Here is an 18918-nt window from a genome sequence, read left to right as displayed (position 1 = left end):
TATCGTGATTGATGAACCAAAACTCTCACCTCTCGGCCTTGGCGCCGGCCGCATTGGATCTTTCAACAATCCCCAGCCGCTGAGCGAAAGCATCAGACTGCTGCGCGCGGCGCTCGATATGGGCGTCACCACGCTGGATACATCGAACATCTATGGTCAGGGAGACAGCGAAAAAGCCATCGGCGCGGTGTTGGCCGGGGCCGGGCGCGACAGGGCCTTTGTCATCACCAAGGGTGGCCGTGTTTTTTCCCCCAAGGCGCGGGCGCTGTCATGGCTGAAGCCGGTGGTGCGTCCCCTGCTGGCGATGCGGTCCAAGGGCACCTCTGTCACCGCAAAGCGCGGCGAAGTGCTGGGTTTCGACTGGTCTCCCCAAGCTCTGGTCAAAAGCCTCGACGGATCGCTGCGGCGTTTGCGCACCGATCGCGTGGATGGGTTCATCCTGCACAGCCCGCCGGCCAGCGTGGCCGCCGATCCGGCTGTGGGCGAGGCGCTGTCCTCCATGAAAAAGGCCGGAAAGGCACGCCATGTGGGCTTTTCTTGCGATGATGCCGAAGCATTGGTCGCGGCGCTGGCCGTCCCGGAAACCACCATGCTGGAATTGCCGGTGGATCTGATGCCTGTGCTGCGCCAACATGCCGGAGATGTGCAGGCCCGCGGAATTATCGTGATCGCCCGCGAAGTGATCCGTATGCGCCCCGATCTCCCCCCGGTTCAGGCGGTACGGACCTGCATCGACGATCCCCTTGTCGCATCGGCCCTGATCGGAACAACCAAGATTGCCCACCTTGCCGAGATCGCCAAGGCGCTGCACTGATCCCTATGGCATGAGGAGCGCGGCCATTCCCATCGCCATGCTCCTCATTTCTGGGGCGCCCATTCAATCCGGGCCCCGGCGCGCAGCGCCATGCGGTGCCGCGCCAAGGCATCCATCTGCTGTTTCTGGTGCAGATTGGCCTTGAGCAGGGCCAAGGCACTCTCCCGGTCAAGGGGGGCAGGCTGGACCGCGGAAAGCATGACAACCTGTCGGACATTGCCAAGGGTGGAAAGCTTTAGCCCGCCTGCTTGCAGTTTGGTGACCAGATCGGCCTGTTCCGGCGTCAGGCTGGCGCTGTCCCACACTTCCACGCGGCGGGCAGCCAATATGTTGCGCTGGGCCAGCAGGGCCGACAAACCGGCCGCGTCGCGAACATGCGTTACCAGATCCACAATCGGTTCGGGCGCGGAGAACTTCACGGTCTCGATCACATAAAAGCAATGTTTCGCCCCATATTCGGGATGGGCGGCCAGCCATGCCTCCACCTGTGAATCGCCGGCCAGGCGGGTGCGGGCGGCGATGATATCGCTGGTGCTCTGGGCCAGCAGGACCTCATGCCAGCGGCGCTCCAGACGAACAAAAGTCACACCCCGCTCGGCGCCGCGCGCGCGGGCGTCTTGGGCAAACAGCTTGCGGTCAATCAAGTCCTGAAGGACGCGGGGCCGGGCGCCCGCGCGTTGGTCGGGCGGCAAGAGCGCCAGTTCAAGATCGACATCATCGCGCGAAATCGGCTCACCATTGACCAAAGCGAGCGTCTGCCCGCCTACTTGCGCCTTTTGGCAACCGCCGCAGGCCAGCAAAGCCAGTCCCAGCATCCAGCCGATCTTTCGCATGGACCGTTTACCCCATCACCAGCAGCGAACGTCCGGCCGGCCCTGCCGCGCCCACCAGTTCTGTGGTGAATTGCATCAATTGTGTCAAAGCCATATCGGGATCGGCGCCCACCACGGAAAAGCGGGCCAACATGCCATCGGGAATGGTACCTTCCAGAGCACCCTGCATGATCAGCCATTGCGCGCGCGATGCGGAAGTGGCGAATTCCGCCCCGATACGAATCCAATAGAGGATCTGTTCGATCCGCCCTTCGCATTCAGCCGTTAGGAAACGGGCAGCCACGCGGCGCTCCAGATCAAGCATCACCTCGCGCATGGCCGTGATCCGGTAACCGGCCGCAGGATAGCAGACTTCGGGTTGATGCACCCGCAGGCTGCCGCTTTGCCGTTGCGTGACGGCCACCACCATGAGCACATCATGCGCCCCCGGCCGACGATAGACGCGGGCCAGTTGCGCATCATAAGGCGAACCTTCACGCTCATCGCTGGAGGGCAGGACCATTTCCGCCTCTTCGGTCGATCCCGTCCAGCCCGCGAATCGATTCGGCGCCAATTGGGCCAGAGGTTTTTGCGTCCATAGCGGACGCGCCGCCACCGGCTGTCGCCAGAAACCCATGCCGGCCCCGACAGTCAGCAATCCCCCCATCAACATATGCCGCCGGTTGATCGCGCTGCTCATCGCCGCCCCCTCATCAACGGGTAGATGGCCGTGTCGAGAGCAAACAGAACCCCGACCGCGAGCGCGAAAACACTCATCCCGACAAGGGGATGCAAGGGGCCGGACACCGGCGCATCGCCAAACCAGTGGGTCACACCGATCATAATCATGATGCGCGCCAGATTGGCCAGAATCGCCACCGGCGCCAGCATGATGCACAAGAGCATGGCATACAGCGGCTCGCTGCCCCGGCGCAGATAGACATAGAACAGGCTGATCCCGGCGATCCCCATCAGGGAATTGACCCCGGAACAGGCATTGGCGACCTGCAGTTGATAGCCATCCACCTGAATGATCGCGCCCGTGGCCCCGACACGAAGCCCCGCCGTCTGCGCGATGAGCGTGGCGATCTGCGGCAGCCAAAGCTTGAGCCCCCTGGCCACGGCATCCACCACGCCGCTGGCGGGCGTGCCCAGAAAAAGGGAGAGCGAAGCCGGAAACCAGAAATGGCGCAACGTCGCAAAACCCAGTTCGAGCCAGCCCACCAAGAGCACGATGGCCAAGGTGGCCAACAATTGCCACAAGGGGTTTTGGCAAATCCAGGCCAATACATAAGCGGGCAGGAGAAGCGCAAAAAGCCCGATGCCCGGCCAGAGCGGCTGGGCGCGCGCCAGCCTGAAATGGTCCCGCTCGCGCCAGAGAAGATAGCCGATGGCTATGGCCACAAGGAGGAATTGCCCCCCGCCGTCGGGTGCAAGGTCCGCTTTCCACAAGGCTCGCAGGGTGGGCGCAACAAGCACCGCCAAACCGCCCAGCAGGCAGATCAGCCCCCCGTGCGCGCGGATGATTTGGAACAGATTTCGCGCTTTCCTGTCGGGCGCAAGGGCTGGGGTGGCGGTCAAGGCGCGTCCTTCATGTCGGGAAGGCGGCCCCAGACCGGTGCCGTCCATATGTGTGTCCAATCGATCCGCCCGCCGTTGGCCGCAAGCGCCCGTTCCGGTCATCATCAAGCCCGCCGCCCAATGGGGACGGCGACACCGCCATGGACGACCGAGCGGGAAGAAAGCGTCATCAATGCGATTTACGTAAAATTGTTCTCGGTAGTTTCACACCCTCCTGATCTGGTCAAGAATTGCCCTGTCCATCAGCCTGTATGAAAAGGTCCGAATTCGATCATGTACCGCCCTCTGTTACAATTACCCCCCTTGCTGACCTACAACACGCAATATATTAATAAAGAAGAATTTTATTTAATCCATGAATCGTGAGGAGGCATTCACGATGTCTATTGCCGCATCCCTTATTCAACAGATCGCGCAAAGGCGCATGGACTTGATCCTCTCGGCGGTGCTGGTCTTTGGCGGCGCCGGTCTTGGCGACAAAACGAGCTGGATTCCACCGGAACAGGAAGAAACGCCGAGCGCCCTGCTGGCGCAGCCTAAGGACGCAGCCGCCCCGGCCGAAGTAGTCATGCCGCAACTGGCCTATTTGCCCACCGGGCAGCGCGCGGGCGGCAGCGTGGGATCCTTCCCGCTCACCAATCTGGTCTTTCCGCAGACCCCGCAGGGAATAGGCGCCAGGGGCGGGCAATCCGGCGCGATCGGCAACAGCCCGGTCCATTTCGATGTGCCGCGCGGCCAGGGCATCTCTTTCGGCAGCGGCGCAGCGGCTCCCAGCGGCGGCTTTGGGGCCCCTGTACAGACCACACAATCTGCGCCTGCGGTTCCCGAGCCTTCGACATGGGCGTTGATCGGGATTGGCATCGTGATGGCGGCGGTCATGGCCTTGCGCGACCGCAAGGCGCGGAGCCTGTCCGCCCAAGCCTAACACCGGCGCCGCCACATGCGGCGCCCTTTCCGGTTTACGCAGAATCAGCCTCAGCGTGCCTTAGCGGATTTCCAGATGATCGCCCTTGATCGTGACGGATTGCATCCGCGAAAGGACATCACCGCCGATCAGGGAAACCTGACTGCCCGGCACAATCGCCACGGGAACTCCGTTCAGGGAAAGCCCGGCAACATCCAGACGATCCACGCGGCCTTTGTACATGGGCGCCGTGCCATCGGCGGTGACGATAGTGGTTGAGGCAAGTGGCGTCGCCACATGCGCGGCGGCGGCATCGGCCCTGCTGAGCACCATCATGCTGGCGCCCGTATCCACCACGAAGCGAACAGGCGTGCCGTTAACCGAGGCGCTGATATAAAACAGCCCATCCCGATCCCGACTCGCGCGCAATCCTAGACCATTCGAATTTTTCGCGCTCGGCTGCTCCCCCATTTCGGCGTGGATAGCTGCAGATTGAGTCCAGGCGGAGCTGTTGGCTGCTTCATCGCGGATCGACATACCCAAAATGCCACCAATCGCGATGATTGCGGTGGTGCCGATAGCCCAAAGGGGAAGCGAGGATACTGTGTTCTGCATCCCTCTATTGGTACAAACAGCACCTTTAACACCTCACCCCGGAATATAGTTAATAATATCGTTTGATATTTGCAAATCATTAGATATTTATATGAAATTTTACCTATAATTTCTCAGAATCCAATCGAAATTCCGCAACAATATCCAGAAAATCGAAACGAATAGGTTCTTGTCGGAAAAGTCAAAGCACAAGGGAAACATTGCGCAAGGGCCGCCCGTGATCCCCCAATATGGAACCATCTGGATTTGATCCAGATACTGGGCCCGCTTAAATTGCAAAAATCCGAAAGCCCATTTATTAAAGTGTAATTATGATCAGACAAGACATTCAGGGACTTCGCGCCATATCGATTATGGCGGTACTCGAATTCCACTTCAAGATGGGCTTTACAACAGGTGGATTTACGGGTGTTGACGTATTTTTCGTCATATCCGGATACCTGATATCCTCCGGCATCATGCGCAATATAGAGCAGAATGAATTCAGTTTCCTGAGGTTTTACCAGCGCCGTATCTTTCGATTGATGCCTGCATTGATCGTGACCTGTCTGCTAACGGCCATTGGTGCATGGTGGCTGTTGCTGCCTCCCGATTTCGCTGCCTTTGGCTTCAGCCTGATCAGTGCGGTTTTCGCCGCAGCCAATTTCTACTTTTGGAAGCAAAGCGGCTATTTCGCGCCGGAATCGCAAAGCCAACCCCTGCTCCATCTGTGGTCTCTGGGGATTGAGGAACAATTCTATTTCCTGATGCCTGCGGCCCTTGTCCTGATCAGCCGGTGGTGCAAACCCCACCGGCTGCTGCTGATCACTCTGGCGCTTCTCGGCAGCCTGGCTGTCTGCATTGGCGCCGCCTTCATTGCGCCTGCGGCCGGGTTCTATCTCTTGCCTTGCCGCGCATGGGAACTGCTGGCCGGTGCTTTTCTGGCCGTGGTGGTCATGGATAGAGGCGGCTTGCCTGCATCACGCCTGTGGCGTGAAACAGCCGGCGCTTCCGGCTTGGCCCTGATCCTTGGCTCAATGCTGATCTTGCGGGAAACCGACGTGTTTCCGGCGTGGAACGCGATCGCGCCCTGTCTTGGGGCCGGGCTGGTCATATGGGCCGGAACCGGCACGGACCGCGCGCCCGTGGCGAACCGGGCTCTGTCATGGGCGCCCTTCCGCTTTATCGGCAACATTTCCTATTCGCTTTATCTGGTCCATTGGCCGATTGCCGCCTTTTGGGAATATCGCATGATGCGCCCTCCCACGATGGGCGAGAGTTGGGCCTTGGTGGCCATAAGCCTGATTCTGGCCAGCTTGATCTGGCAGCTTTTTGAACAGCCCGGGCGCCGGAAAACCTTGTTGCCCCGAAAAAGACTGACGATCATCGTCGCTTCTGCGGCGGGTTTGGTCGCGCTGGGCCTGGGCATCGCGACCCATCGCGTTCCCCAGCGGTTTTCCGATTTTGCCCTGGCCGACAATTCGGCCCAGGGACAATGGGGCGGCCCCCACTGTTTCAATGAAAGTTTGGCGCATCCTATCGACTGGGACCGCAGGCTCTGCACCCGGACGCACGGCAAAGCCCACCGCGTATTGTTGTGGGGGGATTCGTTTGCCGCCCATTATACGCCCGGCCTCGTCCGTGATGCGGCCAATCGAGATGCGGAAATCCTGCAATACACTTTTGCGGGCTGCCCGCCCATTCTGGCCTATAATAGTCTTTCGCGCGTAGGGTGTCAGGTGTCGAACGGCCGCGTGCCGGATATGGTCACGCAATTGCACGTCGACACGGTGGTGATTGCTGCCAAATGGACCGATACGCCCAAGCGCACTCTGGACCGTTTGCATGAAACCATTGCCGCGCTTCGCGCGCGGGGGGCGAAGGTCTATGTCATCGGGCAAACTCCCGAATTCGTGGCCGATGTGCAAAGGGTCGATTATGTGGGCGGCCGACATAATGCGCCCGACGGGCAATGGCCGATTGCCTTTGATCCGGCCATCAATGCCGTACTCAAGGCGCAATCGGCTCAAGCTGGCTTTATCGATCCTCTTGCTGCGCTGTGTTCAGGCAGGCAATGCCCCTATCGTCGCGGTAAAATCTGGCTTTATGCCGATTACGGCCACTTTTCGGCCGCCGGCAGCCAATGGGCGGTGGAGACCTACTTCCCCCTACGCAAGTAACAGATGCAGAAACGAAAAACGGGGCAGGCCGACAAGGCCCGCCCCGCTTGCTGCGGCGGCGGCAATTCAGATCGACAGAGTCCTGCCCGGCGCCAGATACTCGGCCAACCGGAGCGACAGAGCCACAATGGTGAGCGTCGGATTGGCAAAGCTGGAAGTGGGGAAGCTGGCCGCACCGGCAATGAACAGGCCCGGCGCATCGAACACCTCGCAATTGCTGTCGCAAACGCCTTCCGCAGCGCTGTCAGCCATGCGCGCAGTGCCGATGTGATGCCCTCCGATGGGCACGATCAAATCGCGCAGCGTGGCAACATCGATGCCCTCCACATCGTAGCGAACTGTCCTGCTGGTGGCAAAGGCGGCCGAAATGGTGTGAATCGAGCGCACCAGCCTTTCGTAGTCGGCATCGGTCGTCCGCCAGTCGACCTGCACACGCGGCATGTCCAACGCATCGCGCGTATCGCCGATCGAAATGCGGCTGAGGTAATTCGGCTCCTGTTCGGCATTGATGTCCGCCGGATAAAAGTTGCGCGGATCGGGCAACACAACCGACGGCAGCTTGCGTTTGGCAAGCGTCCGCCGTCGCAGCCAATCGGTGCCGAATATGGCAAGTTTGGGCGCACCGCGCAGAATATTGGCGATATGCGCGCCGTAATAGGAAAGGCCCGAAGAATGGTTGGCGCGGATCTTGTGTTCAAGCGCCGTCATCTTGCGGGCATATTCGGGCACGATGAAGTTCTTCACCAGATACATGGCGGAAAGCACCGGGTGGCGGTGGCGCGGGTCGACAATGCTGGGGTGTCCGGGGCGCAACACCATGCCGCCCAAATGTTCGCGCCTTTGCGCCTCGGGCGACAGCCAGATGTAGCGGCGGCAATAGATGTCATCATGCGATTTGCCGTAATTGAGCCGCAAGTCCGACGAGGGCGAGAGGAAATGCAGATGCCCCACCTCACCTTCGAGATGGCATTGATAATAGCGCCCCACCAGATCGCGCCCATTCCCGACGCCAACGGACTGGCTCTCGCGACTGGCCAACAGCAGGCGGGCGGTTTCGATGCCTCCGGCGGCCAACACAACGCGAGGGGCGGTCATTTCCACCGCGCGCCCATCAATTGAACAGCGCACGCCCCGCACGCTGTTATTGTCGTGCAGGAGGATCTGAGTGACCGGAGCGTGGGTGTAAACCGTCAGATTGGCGGCCTGTTCCATATTCTCGCGCCAGATCTTGCCGAAATGGGATGGCTTGCTGAACCTTTCGATGCGATCAAGAATCACATCTGCGCTGTCCACGCCCTTGACCATCGGTTCCTGATCGCCGGGCCAAGCCTGCGCCGCGTTGAATTCGGGCAGGCCCGCTTCGGCGATCCGCAAAGCCTGAGGCCAATGTTTGGCGACATCCCCATGCGTGATCGGCCAATGGGCCGCTTCCATCCAAGGGCGATCTTCGAAATCGATGGGATCAAAAGGGATGCATCGCCCGCCCCAGATGGCCGTTGAGCCGCCGAGCAGGCGCTGGCGATACATGTGCGTGGGGGAATGGGTTTTGGGCGAGATGGCATCGCTGGCCAGCAATTGCTGCGCCTCGGCGGAAAAGCGTTCGCCCCCGGCCTCGATCATGGCGATTTTCAAACCCGATTGCCGCAGCGAAAGCGCCAAGGTGATCCCGGCGGCCCCGGACCCGACAATGATCAGGTCGAATTCAACGTTTGCCGCCAGGTTGGCCTTGCGGGCATCGACGATCATGATCCTTGCATCTCCTGTATATGCGGGGGAGTTGATAATGATTGAAAATATTCGTTCCGGGCATGACCGAAAATAGCCTTAAAATCGGAAACGGAGCAACGACGCCAATCCGCGGCGGATTTTGAAAAATCAGCGATCGGCAGAGCCAGGCTGGGCAGATAAATTCAATTTTCGCGATTTATTGATGCGGATAAATGAAGATCAACGTCCCTGCGCACCACCGGATTTTCAAGCCGGATCAAAACGACAATCGGCATCCCGCAAGAGAGAACATGCCGCACCACAAACCGCCGGGCATGAGTGCGACAATGCCCAACGGAGCAGGCACGCTCCGTTGGGCATTTCATGCTGCGACCAAAGTGGTGATCTGCAGAGCCTTAATAGGAACCCTGCTGGCGCAGGACTGCCGGAACGGTCCGCACGATGATCATGCTGTAGAGGCGGAGGCTGCGGCTGCGCACATAGAGCACATCCATGGCAACGCGGCGGCGATAGGACGTGTCATTACGGCCCGAAACCTGCCACAGACCCGTGATACCCGGCCGCACTTCGCAATAGGCATTGAAGCGGCGGCCATAGCGGATCACTTCGCCGGCGACGATCGGGCGCGGACCGACCCAGCTCATCGAGCCCATCAGGACGTTGAAGATCTGGGGAAGCTCATCAAGGCTGGTCTTGCGCAGAAAGCTGCCGATCGGCGTGATGCGCGGATCATTGCGCAGCTTGTGGTCCTGTTCCCACTCGGCGCGTGCGGCGGGATCCTCGCGCAGCAGCTTGGCAAGCCGCACGTCGGCATCGCAGACCATGGTGCGGAACTTGCAGCAATAGAAATCCTTGCCATTGCGCCCGATACGGCGGTGGCGGAAGATCGCCGGTCCCTTGCTGGTCAGCTTGACCAGAACGGCCACGGCCAACATGACGGGCGCCAGCACGATCAAGGCGGCCAGCGCCAGCACAATGTCAATGGCACGCAACCAGTCCACGCCAGATCGAGGCGCGCCATCATCCTGACGCACGTCGTTGGCGCCGCTGCCCCCGCGGAACTGGGCCGGGCTGCGACGGTTGGCAAACCGATCATCGATGATGACGGCGGCTTCTTGCGTCGAAACGATAGATTTCGCAGGCATTGCAACCATGAAAGGTCCCCTTTTGTGTGCAGCGCAATATAAATCACACCACTCACTCAGGTAACCCGCGAATAATCCAAAATGGCTTCAGTCAATCTGGATAATTTCTCAGACTCAACTATAGAACTTTAGGTATTATTACATACATATTTTCTGAAAAATCATTAAAAGTAGAAAATTATCACCAAACATCCGGCAAAATTTCGTACAGATGCCAACCAAGAAGCGCACGCAATCTGAGCCGTCGCTCTGGCGCCTTGAAATTCCTATCCCTGTTTCGGCTCTGCATTGTCTGGTCCGGTTTGGGGGCAATTCATCGGTTGCGCTGGCGAGAGCGCATCACCGCCGTAATTTTAGGTTAGATCGGGGCGCCGGCACGAACGAAAAATAGCACAATGCCGCACTTTTTACCAATGCGGGCGCAAAATTTTCGCCAAATCGGCAAGATGTTTTCATAGATGACATTTTTTCATATGCCATATTGGCATATTATCTGATATATTTTCACCAATCAGGCCATGCCTTTATTCAAAAATCCGGAGTCGCCCGCTGCCCTTCATCGGTTTGCAAGACGACTCCCGGATCAGGCAAATTGCCCCTTGAATGTGGCGCCAAGCGTCGCGTGCTGGCCGTCCGAAAGCTTGCAATTGATATCCGTTGTGCGATCCCACCAACATACATGGTGCAGTCGGCTGCCCAGTCCCTTCAACCACAGACCGATCAGCTCGAGGCTGGGTGCGAACACATCGGAATCAAAGCCAAGTTCGGTCAGAGCGTAGGGTTTATTTTGCGATGCAGCAAAATTCGCGCCCCATGTCAGCCCGCGCGGTTCCGGCATCAGCCATGTCGACAATGCCGAAGGGGCCAGACTGCTCGAACGCATATAGATATCCTGCGAGACGATCTCGACATATTGCGCGCCGGGCCAGCAGGACAGCGGGTCGATCTGGCGGGTGCAGACATTGGGGCACCAGATCCGCTGGAAGCGCGGAGATACGCTGCGCGCGATATTGGCGATGCGGATCCAGGCGGCGACAAATTTGGTTGGGCTGGGCAGGCCGTTGGAATCCACCGCTGCGCAATGCCAGTTGTCGGTCGTGACGTTGAATTCCCAAGGCAGACGGGCATAGATCGGCGCCCCGCCCGCAGGCGCATTGGCCAGGATCGATTTGAACACCGAGGTGTACAGATCGTCAAACTGCCCGGAATTGACGTTTTCGATCTGCCTTGGACCGGGGAAAGGCACCGACCAGATCACCGAGGACCCGAGCTGATACATCGATGCGCCAAGCGAGGAAATATAGGCAATCGATTTGGTCAGATCCGCGCCCGTGAGCGCCAGATTGAAGCAAAGCATCGTGAAATTGGGCACCCGTCCGAACCAGCCCGTGAAGAGCTTGTAATCGCTCAAAGCATATCCGGAATTGGTCCCGATAAAATTCGAACCGGTCGCGGCAAAGGCCTCGTCGCCCACCGCAGCATAAGCCAAGGCAGATGCCGGGACTGCCGACATGACCTTTAAGTACTTGCGCCTATTCATCATCATGAAATGTCCAATCTATTCTTAGAAATTTGACGATTTCACAAAATTAGATAATGGTGATTGAAGTTTATTGCATCAAATAGGGTTAATGCTCTTCACTTGGGCGCACGCCGAGACCGATGCACAAAAACACCCCTTCCCCAAGCAGGGCGGCCGGAGGTCATCGGAATATATTCCATATAATACAAATATTTACTGAATATCAAAGTACTCTTTTGCGCCGATCGCCATTTTTATCCCGGCCACCGTCCTACGCCCCTTGCCAGCCCCAATCGTTATCACGGCAAAGGATGTCAGCGGGTTTGAACGGAGGCAATTCGGACAAAATCGCCGTTTTACCAGCTTTGCGATTATGACTTCGGACTCTATACTTATACGTAATAGGTAATTACGCTTATAAAATGCGCGATCCACCCAAGCGCACCGTCAGCGCCCACAGGATGATTGCCCCAAGGCACCCTGAACAGAATCGGCCCAACAGCGATTCCCGCATGTCGGATATTGCCAAGGAAGAATGCGCACGCACCTCTCGACATACGGCCGCCAAAGGCACGCCTTCCCTGCATCATCAAACCACTGGGCCGGTGTACGAGGAGCGGCGCATCCAGCCTGCAACGCCCGAAGCAGACACGGGACCTCCTTTTCCGCAAAGGCCCCCGCGGAATCGGAAATCAGTCCTTCATGAGAAACTCTTGCTGGCGGCGCTGCGCTCAGCAGCCACCGCCAAGGCCGACCTGGAATTGCAGCTTAAGCAATTCCTTGCCCTGCGCCTCGGGCTTTGCTGTCAATTTATGCTGCTGCCCCGGAGTCAAATCCACCGGCGCCGAAGCATGGGCTGTCAGCACGCCTGTCCCCTTGCTCTCTGCCGTCTCGGACGATCGGCCAACCGGGACACCATCCAAATACAGCTTGAGCCGCACCTTGCCAAATCGCGTCCCTCGGGCGGCAATGTCGGCGCTCAGGAGGGTCCGAGTCGGCTGTTTGACGCTGACCCAGATGGAAATCGCCTTATCGTCCCCCCTTATGCTGGGGCGATCATCGGTTTCACGCCTGATGCATTGCGTGGTGTTGGCCTGCAAGGCGTTGCCATTGGTTCCGTCCTGCGCGGCGGCATCCTGAACCCAGCCCATCGCCGCCAAGGCCAAGGCCGACGCTTTCATCCAATTTGCCGGTGTGGGCATGATGTCTTTTACACTCCTGAAAGGCTTGATTCACGATGGGATGGCGCATGGACATGCGGGATGCTGGCCCCCTCGGCCTGAGGACAGGGCTGAGGCCGACATGACTCAAGACCGCGCGCGAGATCATAAGTCGGGTGAAAGCCTGTGGATTTCATGCGGCTGACATCATAGCGCAGCACGGCGCCAAAGCGGCGGCTTTCATCCCGCGAAGGGATGGCCTCCGCCCATTCCCGCAGCCAAGCCCACAGCGCGGGCCTGCGCCTGGGCCACAGGCGCCCGACTATCAGCCTGTCGCATAACCGCACCGCCACGCGACACCGCGTTGCCCATCCCGCCATACGACGCGGCGCGCGCGGTTCGGGCAGATCAAACGCGACGCGAAGGGATTCCAGATAATGGTTCCAGCTCGGAATCTCGGGCCCGTTCACATTGTATATGGCCTCGGCGCGCGGCGGCGGAGCGTTCAGCAGATGCGTCACAAAACCGGCCAGATCCTCCACATGGATCAGATTGGCCAACCCATTGCCCTGCGCGCCCAAGGCATGCCAGCGTCCGCTGCCCATGCGGCGGACATAGGGAACGGTCCATTGCGCGCTGTCCCTGCCCCAAATGAGCGTGGGCCGCAGAATGGTCACGCCCAGCCCCTTGCCCACCGCCTTGCGGCAAAGCTCCTCAGCCTCGCGCTTGGCCAATCCATAGGCCCCCTGCGGAGAGGACACGTCCGACAGTTCATCGATCAGGCCGTCCTGCCCGCTGTAGACCGCAACAGAGCTCATATGAACAACATGCCGCACCCCCGCCGCCAGCGCCGCATCCAGGACATGGGCCGTGCCTTCGATGATGACCCGCGTATCATCGGGGGCGCCGACCGCACAGTGGACCACCGCCGTCACGCCTTGCATGGCCGCCGCAACACTGGCCGGATCCAGCACATCGCAGCGCAGCGCCTGCGCGGCCCCTTCAACCATGGTCCCGTTGCGTGTGCCGGCCTTGACCGTCCACCCCGCCGCCGCCAGGTGGCGCACGACCGCGCGGCCGACAAAACCACTCGCCCCCGTCACCAGCGCCGCGCCCTTGCTTTCGCCCTCATGCGAAACATCCGCGGGCTGCAGTATCGGCTTATCGGTCGGCAAGGATTCCAGATGATCGGCAAGGCGCAGTGCCAGCGCCAGAATGGTCAGCGTCGGATTGGCCTGGCTGGATGTGGGCAGGACGGCACTGCTGGCCACATAGAGATTGTCGAGACCATGCACCCGGCAATCGGCATCCACCACGCCATCGGCGGGCGAGGCGGACATGCGCGCGGTGCCGCTGTGATGGCCGCCATAGGCCCCGGCCTTGAGCACGGCAGCCTCCAACGCGGCATCGTCATAGGTGAGACGGCCGGTTCCTGTGCGCTCCATCTCGCGCGCCATCAACTCATAGGACTTACGCACCGTGGCGAAATCAAGCGGCGTGACGCGCCAGTCCACCTCCAACCGCGGCATGCCATAGGCATCGCGATCCTCGGTCAGGCGCAACCGGCTTTCCGGATTGGGGGCCTGCTCGGCGTGGAATTCCAGCGGATAGCGGCCATGGCGTGAATAAAGCGCAATGGAGGGAATGCGCCTGCTGGCCAGATAGCGCTGAACGCCCCATGTCCGGGCGAAATTGAACAGCCGGATCGGATCGCGGGCGATATTGCCGATATGGCGCATCATGACCGGCCAGGACCGGTCCGCCTCGCGCATACCCCTGCTGTATTCATACTTCACGGCAAACGCGGCCAGAAAGATCAGGGACAGCACGGCATTCCTGTGCGCCGGATCATTGGCATCGAAAATATGCAGCCGGGCGGTGAAATTCATCACCTCCAGTTCGCGCTGGGCATGTTCGGTCAACGCGATTCGGCGGCGCAGATAGATGCCTTCGCCATCGCGTTCATAATCGAAACCGATCGAGCGGGGATCGCCATGCAACTGCACCTCGCCGAAAGTGGCGGCCAGATGGCACATATAGCCGCGCCCCAGCCAGCCGCCGCCATTGCCGATGCCATCGCGCAGCACATCATTGGACGCCATCAGCAGCCGCGTGGTTTCCAGCCCGCCCATGGCCAGAACATAAGAGCCCGCGCGCACCCTGGCCTGTTTTTCGCCGCAACGCACAACCAGGTGATCGACATGCGCGCCCTGTTCGTTAAGTGCGATGCCGGTGACCGCCGCCTCGGAAAACACCTGAACATCGCTGGCCTTCAGCGCGGGGCCGTAACGGGTCCAGAAATCGGTCGGCCGACTGAAACGCTCGATCGTGGTATGCAGCCATTCTCCATCCAGCCCCGGCACGATCGGGCCGGAAGGCGTGTAATCGAAGGCGCCCCCTTCCGCCGCGGCCAAGGCGGCAGGATAATAGGGCGCCAGATCCTCATAGCCGATGGGCCATCCCGAATGGGCGACCCACGGCCGTCGGACGAAATCGATGGGATCATAGGGAATCGCCCTGCCGCCCCAGATGCGCCCCGTTCCGCCCAAAGCCCGCACCCGATAGGTATCCAGCGGCCAATGCACCGAAGGATCGGCAACGCGCCCGGCATAGAAGGCCTGCGACTCGCTCGTCTGGTGTTCGCCGCCCGCCTCCAGCAGGAGCACCTTGCGCCCGCGCCCGGCCAGCCGCGCCGCCAGTGTCAATCCGGCAGGCCCGGCCCCGGCGATGCAAACGTCCGCGTGGATCTCGCGATTGCTTTCGGTGATCTCCGGGAAACGTATAAGCACAAATACCTATCCACCAGACATGATTCTCCCGAAAACCGGGAATAGTCAATGATCGGTTTATACGACAGCCCGGCTATTTACTCCATAATTATTTATAAAAAGAATGATCCACTTAATAAATTTCATTTCTAACCTAGACATTAATCTTGTTTCGTAAATCAGTTTAAAACCAATTGCTCCATAACGGCATGCATAAAGTATTCACCACTCAATCAGGCTGCAGATTTACTTTAACAAAAACTGCCGCCGCCTACTATCATAAGTGGATGTTTCCATGCATAGCTCCAGAAGAGAATTTTTAAGATATTCATTGGCAGCCCCCATGGCGGTCGGCGGAATCAGTTCAATTCTTCCGGCTTTGTCACAACCGGCGGCGGCCGGCACAATGCCCGGCCTTGGCGGCGCGATTGTCGGCAATGACCCGTCGCTCTACCTGCGCTTTGCCGGCTGGCTGGGGCGCAAGCCTCCGCTGACCGTGCTGGCCTTCAACCAGACCAATGCCACAGAGCTTGCCAATTCGATCAACTGGATATGCCAGCAAGGGCGCCAGTTCATAGCAGATGGCGCGCGGGTCTTGTGGTCGGTGCCCTGCCCTGGTTCGCGGCAATTGGAAGCCATCGCGGCCGGGACCCATGACACGCTCTATACCAACCTGTTCAAGGCCATCCTCGCGGCATCCCCGGCCGATGGCACCGGCATTCTGGTCCGCCTGCCCTGGGAATTCAATCTGTCGTGGCAGGAAAACGCCGCGATCGACAAGAATGGCCAGTTCAACAACACGCTGTTCATTCAGGCATTCCGCCGTATCGCCACAATCGCAAAGGGCGTGTCCTATCGCTTCCAGCGCATATGGTGCCCCAATGTGACCACCATGTCGCTCGATCCGATCAGTTGCTGGCCGGGCGCGCAATATGTCGAAATCATCTCGCAGGATTTCTACATGCAGGCCCGCTATAACAAGCCGGGCGATTTTGCCTGGTTCCTGAATGAAAAGCGCGGTCTTGCGTGGGCTTCCAACTTCGCCAAGAGCTACAGCAAGCCTTACGGCCTGAGCGAATGGGGCATGGACTCGGACATTTTTGTCAATGATCTCAATTCGGCGGCCTTGTGGCTGACCGGCCTGGGCACCACTCTTCATCACCAATGCTGGTGGGACCGGCTCGAGGTGATCGATTGCCGCCTGTCCGATGGCACCCACCCCCAATTGGGCGCCGCCTACAAAAATCTCTGCGTCTGAACATCGACAAGGGCGCCGTCCATCAGGACTCCATGCCAAGGCGGCGCCCCGGTTCGTGGTTGCCATGCCCATGCCCGCCGGTTTATTGCTGGTCCGACCGGGGCAGGGGGATGTATATGAAGAAGCTGGGTTTGGTGGCTCTGATGGCTCTGACGGCGGCAACGCCTGCCATCAATCTGCCCGGCCCCCAGGCTATCTCGCCCGATGACCGCGCCACGGGGGGCAAGGCGCACCCCGACATGCTTTCCGAATATGGCGGCGCCTATTCGGGCCCTCAATCCGCCATGGTGCGCCGGGTGGGGCTGAAAGTCGCCGGCCAATCGGGCATCAGCAATGTGGAGCGCGATTTCACCTTCACTCTGCTCAATTCGCCGGTCGAAAATGCCTTCGCCATCCCCGGCGGCTATGTTTACACGACGCGGGCGCTGCTCGCGCTGATGAACAACGAGGATGAACTGGCCTTTGTACTGGGCCATGAGACAGGCCATATTGCCGCGCGCCATTCGGCAAAACGCCAGCAGGTGGCCCAGCGCAGCACCTTGCTGGGCGCGCTGGGCCAAGCCGTGCTGGGCAGCGTGCTGGGCGGCGGCGCCATGGGTCAGATCGGCAGCCAGATCGGTCAGGCCGGGATCAACCGGCTGGTGGTGGGCCATGTCATGGCCTATTCGCGCGGCGAGGAATTCGAGGCCGACGATCTGGGCGCGGTCTATATGCAAAAGGCCGGTTACAGCCCCGCCTATGCCTCAACCATGCTTTCCTCGCTGGCGGCGCAGACCGGGCTGGAGGCCAATCTGGCGGGCAATGCGCGCACCACGCCGGGCTGGGCCATGTCGCACCCCAACCCTGAGGCCCGCGTCACCCGCGCGCTGGCCCGCGCCAGAGAGATGGGCGTGGGCGCACCCGCCGGGTCGCGGGCAAACGAGACGTTCCTGCTCTCGCTCAAGGGCATGATCTATGACGATGACCCCGAACAGGGCGTGATAGAGGGGCAGACCTTCACCTATACGCCGGACCGCCTGCGCTTCACCGTGCCGGGCGGCTATGGCATGTCCAACGGATCGGACGCCGTCACCATATCGGCCAAGGGCAGTCAGGTCGCCGGACAGGCCCGTTTCACCGGCGCCTACAAGGGCAATCTGAACGCCGCGCTGCGGGCCGCTTTCACCGCCATCGCCAAGGATGGACAGGTAGGCGAGATCAAGGGCACACCCGGCACCATCAACGGCCTATCCACCCTGAGCGCCACCGCACGGGGCAGCAACGGGGCAACGGCCATGGACCTGACCGTGGTGGCCATCGCGGTCGCGCCGGAACGGGCCTATGCCTTCACGGTGATCCAGCCTGCCGGGCGCGGGCTTGGCGATCTGGCCCCGCTGGTCAACGGCTTTCGCCGCATCACCCCGGCAGAGGCCGCCGCGATCCGTCCGCGCATTGTGGATGTCGCCCGCGTCGGCCCGGGTGACACGGTGGCCACCATGGCCGCCCGCATGGCCTATACCGACAATGCGGCGCAACGGTTTCTGGTGCTCAACGGTCTTTCCCCCGAGACAACGCGCCTGACGCCGGGCAGCATGGTCAAGCTGGTCGTGTGGAAACGATAGTGCCGCGCCCGGCCGAACGCCGGGCTCGGGCCTCTATTGCTTCAAGGACCAGGCCCGAACCGACTGGATTTGCATAGAGGCCGGAAAGCGCGTGCTCTGGTCCGGGTCGCCATCCATGACGCCGCCTACGGCCAGGTTCAGGTGGATGGCCATCGGACTGTTCGGTATGTAATTGGTGGTTTCCAGATAGCGTTGGCCATCCAGATACCAGCTCACACCGGTGGGGGACCATATCAAGCCATAGCGGTGGGGCGCGGTGAAATCCATGTTCCAGCCCAATGGATGCCACGCACAGCCGCGTTTCACCCCGAAAAGGGAATCCCCCGCCCCGCCCAGCCGCGCACATGTGGCCCCCATATGGGCACCATTGGCCCAATTGTGCAGCGTGCTTTGGATCACGCCAGGGTGCGAACCAAAGCCCTCCATGATATCAATCTCGCCATTCGTGGGCTTCATGAAATCGGTGCGCAGCCAGATCGCCGGCCAAAGGCCCTTGCCCGCCGGCATTCGGGCCACCACCTCGAAACAGCCGTACAGGAAGGTCTGGGTCGAATAAACCCGCGCCGAGGAAATACGGCCCCAGGCATCGCTGGTGGCCGACAGGCGCAGCCCGTCCTCACCCAGGCTCAGGTTTTGGGCGCCATAGGATTGTATTTCCCTGTTGCCGTTGATCCCCGCCTTGCGCTGGACCACTTTCCAGTTCGCCCCCAGATCGCGGCGCGCGAACGTGTCCTCAAACTGGGGCGAGGCGGCACAGGCGGAACGAAATTCATCGGGCAGAGCCTTGGCATCGGGCGCCATAAGCGATCCCGCCAATAAAACGCTTCCCCAAATGCCCAGATATCGACGCT

The 18918-nt window shown here is 60.2% G+C and carries 15 protein-coding genes; 5 read left to right on the top strand and 10 right to left on the bottom strand.

Features of this window, described 5'->3' with window-relative positions; genetic code table 11:
• Positions 1-4 precede the first annotated feature (4 nt).
• Positions 5-814 (top strand): aldo/keto reductase, encoded by an 810-nt coding sequence (locus FHW92_RS22805; protein WP_168605597.1) that lies wholly within the window; start codon positions 5-7, stop codon positions 812-814.
• A 44-nt stretch (positions 815-858) separates the two neighbouring features.
• On the opposite strand, the gene FHW92_RS22800 is transcribed toward FHW92_RS22805, so the two are convergent.
• Genes FHW92_RS22800 through FHW92_RS22790 form a run of 3 tightly spaced genes read right to left on the bottom strand, consistent with a single transcriptional unit; the run spans position 859 to position 3207 of the window.
• Complete coding sequence (locus FHW92_RS22800; protein WP_168605596.1) at positions 859-1647, bottom strand: hypothetical protein; 789 nt, start codon at positions 1645-1647, stop codon at positions 859-861.
• 7 nt (positions 1648-1654) lie between these two features.
• The gene (locus tag FHW92_RS22795; protein WP_168605595.1) at positions 1655-2326 is read right to left on the bottom strand and encodes an exosortase C-terminal domain/associated protein EpsI; all 672 of its coding nucleotides are present in this window, start codon (positions 2324-2326) and stop codon (positions 1655-1657) included.
• Positions 2323-3207 carry an archaeosortase/exosortase family protein gene (locus FHW92_RS22790; protein ID WP_168605594.1) on the bottom strand — a complete coding sequence of 295 codons (885 nt, stop codon included), beginning with the start codon at positions 3205-3207 and terminating at the stop codon, positions 2323-2325. The genes FHW92_RS22795 and FHW92_RS22790 overlap by 4 nt, the downstream gene beginning before the upstream one ends.
• Before the next feature lie 424 nt (positions 3208-3631).
• On the opposite strand from FHW92_RS22790, the gene FHW92_RS22785 reads away from it, so the two are divergent.
• Positions 3632-4132 (top strand): PEP-CTERM sorting domain-containing protein, encoded by a 501-nt coding sequence (locus tag FHW92_RS22785; RefSeq protein ID WP_168605593.1) that lies wholly within the window; start codon positions 3632-3634, stop codon positions 4130-4132.
• 60 nt (positions 4133-4192) lie between these two features.
• Here the strand turns inward: FHW92_RS22785 and FHW92_RS22780 are convergent, their stop codons facing one another.
• Positions 4193-4726 (bottom strand): retropepsin-like aspartic protease, encoded by a 534-nt coding sequence (locus FHW92_RS22780; protein ID WP_168605592.1) that lies wholly within the window; start codon positions 4724-4726, stop codon positions 4193-4195.
• A 311-nt stretch (positions 4727-5037) separates the two neighbouring features.
• Between FHW92_RS22780 and FHW92_RS22775 the strand changes: the two genes are divergently transcribed.
• Positions 5038-6885, top strand: a complete 1848-nt coding sequence (locus tag FHW92_RS22775; RefSeq protein WP_168605591.1) for an acyltransferase family protein — start codon at positions 5038-5040, stop codon at positions 6883-6885.
• 66 nt (positions 6886-6951) lie between these two features.
• Here FHW92_RS22775 and FHW92_RS22770 read toward each other — a convergent pair whose 3' ends face one another.
• From FHW92_RS22770 to FHW92_RS26285, 5 genes are all read right to left on the bottom strand, one after another.
• Positions 6952-8631 (bottom strand): GMC family oxidoreductase, encoded by a 1680-nt coding sequence (locus FHW92_RS22770; protein WP_168605590.1) that lies wholly within the window; start codon positions 8629-8631, stop codon positions 6952-6954.
• A 377-nt stretch (positions 8632-9008) separates the two neighbouring features.
• A complete protein-coding gene (locus tag FHW92_RS22765; protein ID WP_168605589.1) occupies positions 9009-9758 on the bottom strand; it encodes a sugar transferase in 750 nt (249 codons plus the stop codon).
• 583 nt (positions 9759-10341) lie between these two features.
• Positions 10342-11271 carry a hypothetical protein gene (locus FHW92_RS22760; RefSeq protein ID WP_168605588.1) on the bottom strand — a complete coding sequence of 310 codons (930 nt, stop codon included), beginning with the start codon at positions 11269-11271 and terminating at the stop codon, positions 10342-10344.
• A 740-nt stretch (positions 11272-12011) separates the two neighbouring features.
• Positions 12012-12440 (bottom strand): hypothetical protein, encoded by a 429-nt coding sequence (locus FHW92_RS22755; protein WP_168605587.1) that lies wholly within the window; start codon positions 12438-12440, stop codon positions 12012-12014.
• A gap of 50 nt (positions 12441-12490) precedes the next feature.
• Positions 12491-15229 (bottom strand): GMC family oxidoreductase, encoded by a 2739-nt coding sequence (locus FHW92_RS26285; protein WP_168605586.1) that lies wholly within the window; start codon positions 15227-15229, stop codon positions 12491-12493.
• Between the two features lie 385 nt (positions 15230-15614).
• Between FHW92_RS26285 and FHW92_RS22745 the strand changes: the two genes are divergently transcribed.
• Both FHW92_RS22745 and FHW92_RS22740 read left to right on the top strand, forming a co-directional pair.
• On the top strand, positions 15615-16466 hold the full coding sequence (locus tag FHW92_RS22745; protein ID WP_168605585.1) for a hypothetical protein: 852 nt from the start codon (positions 15615-15617) through the stop codon (positions 16464-16466).
• 116 nt (positions 16467-16582) lie between these two features.
• A complete protein-coding gene (locus tag FHW92_RS22740; protein ID WP_168605584.1) occupies positions 16583-18067 on the top strand; it encodes a M48 family metalloprotease in 1485 nt (494 codons plus the stop codon).
• A gap of 33 nt (positions 18068-18100) precedes the next feature.
• Here the strand turns inward: FHW92_RS22740 and FHW92_RS22735 are convergent, their stop codons facing one another.
• Positions 18101-18868 (bottom strand): glycoside hydrolase family 16 protein, encoded by a 768-nt coding sequence (locus FHW92_RS22735; protein ID WP_168605583.1) that lies wholly within the window; start codon positions 18866-18868, stop codon positions 18101-18103.
• Positions 18869-18918 lie beyond the last annotated feature (50 nt).

This window comes from Novosphingobium sp. SG707, from assembly GCF_012275515.1.
GTDB lineage: Bacteria > Pseudomonadota > Alphaproteobacteria > Sphingomonadales > Sphingomonadaceae > Novosphingobium.
Note: the sequence above shows the minus strand (reverse complement) of the source record. Positions and strands in the feature narration are given on the sequence as shown.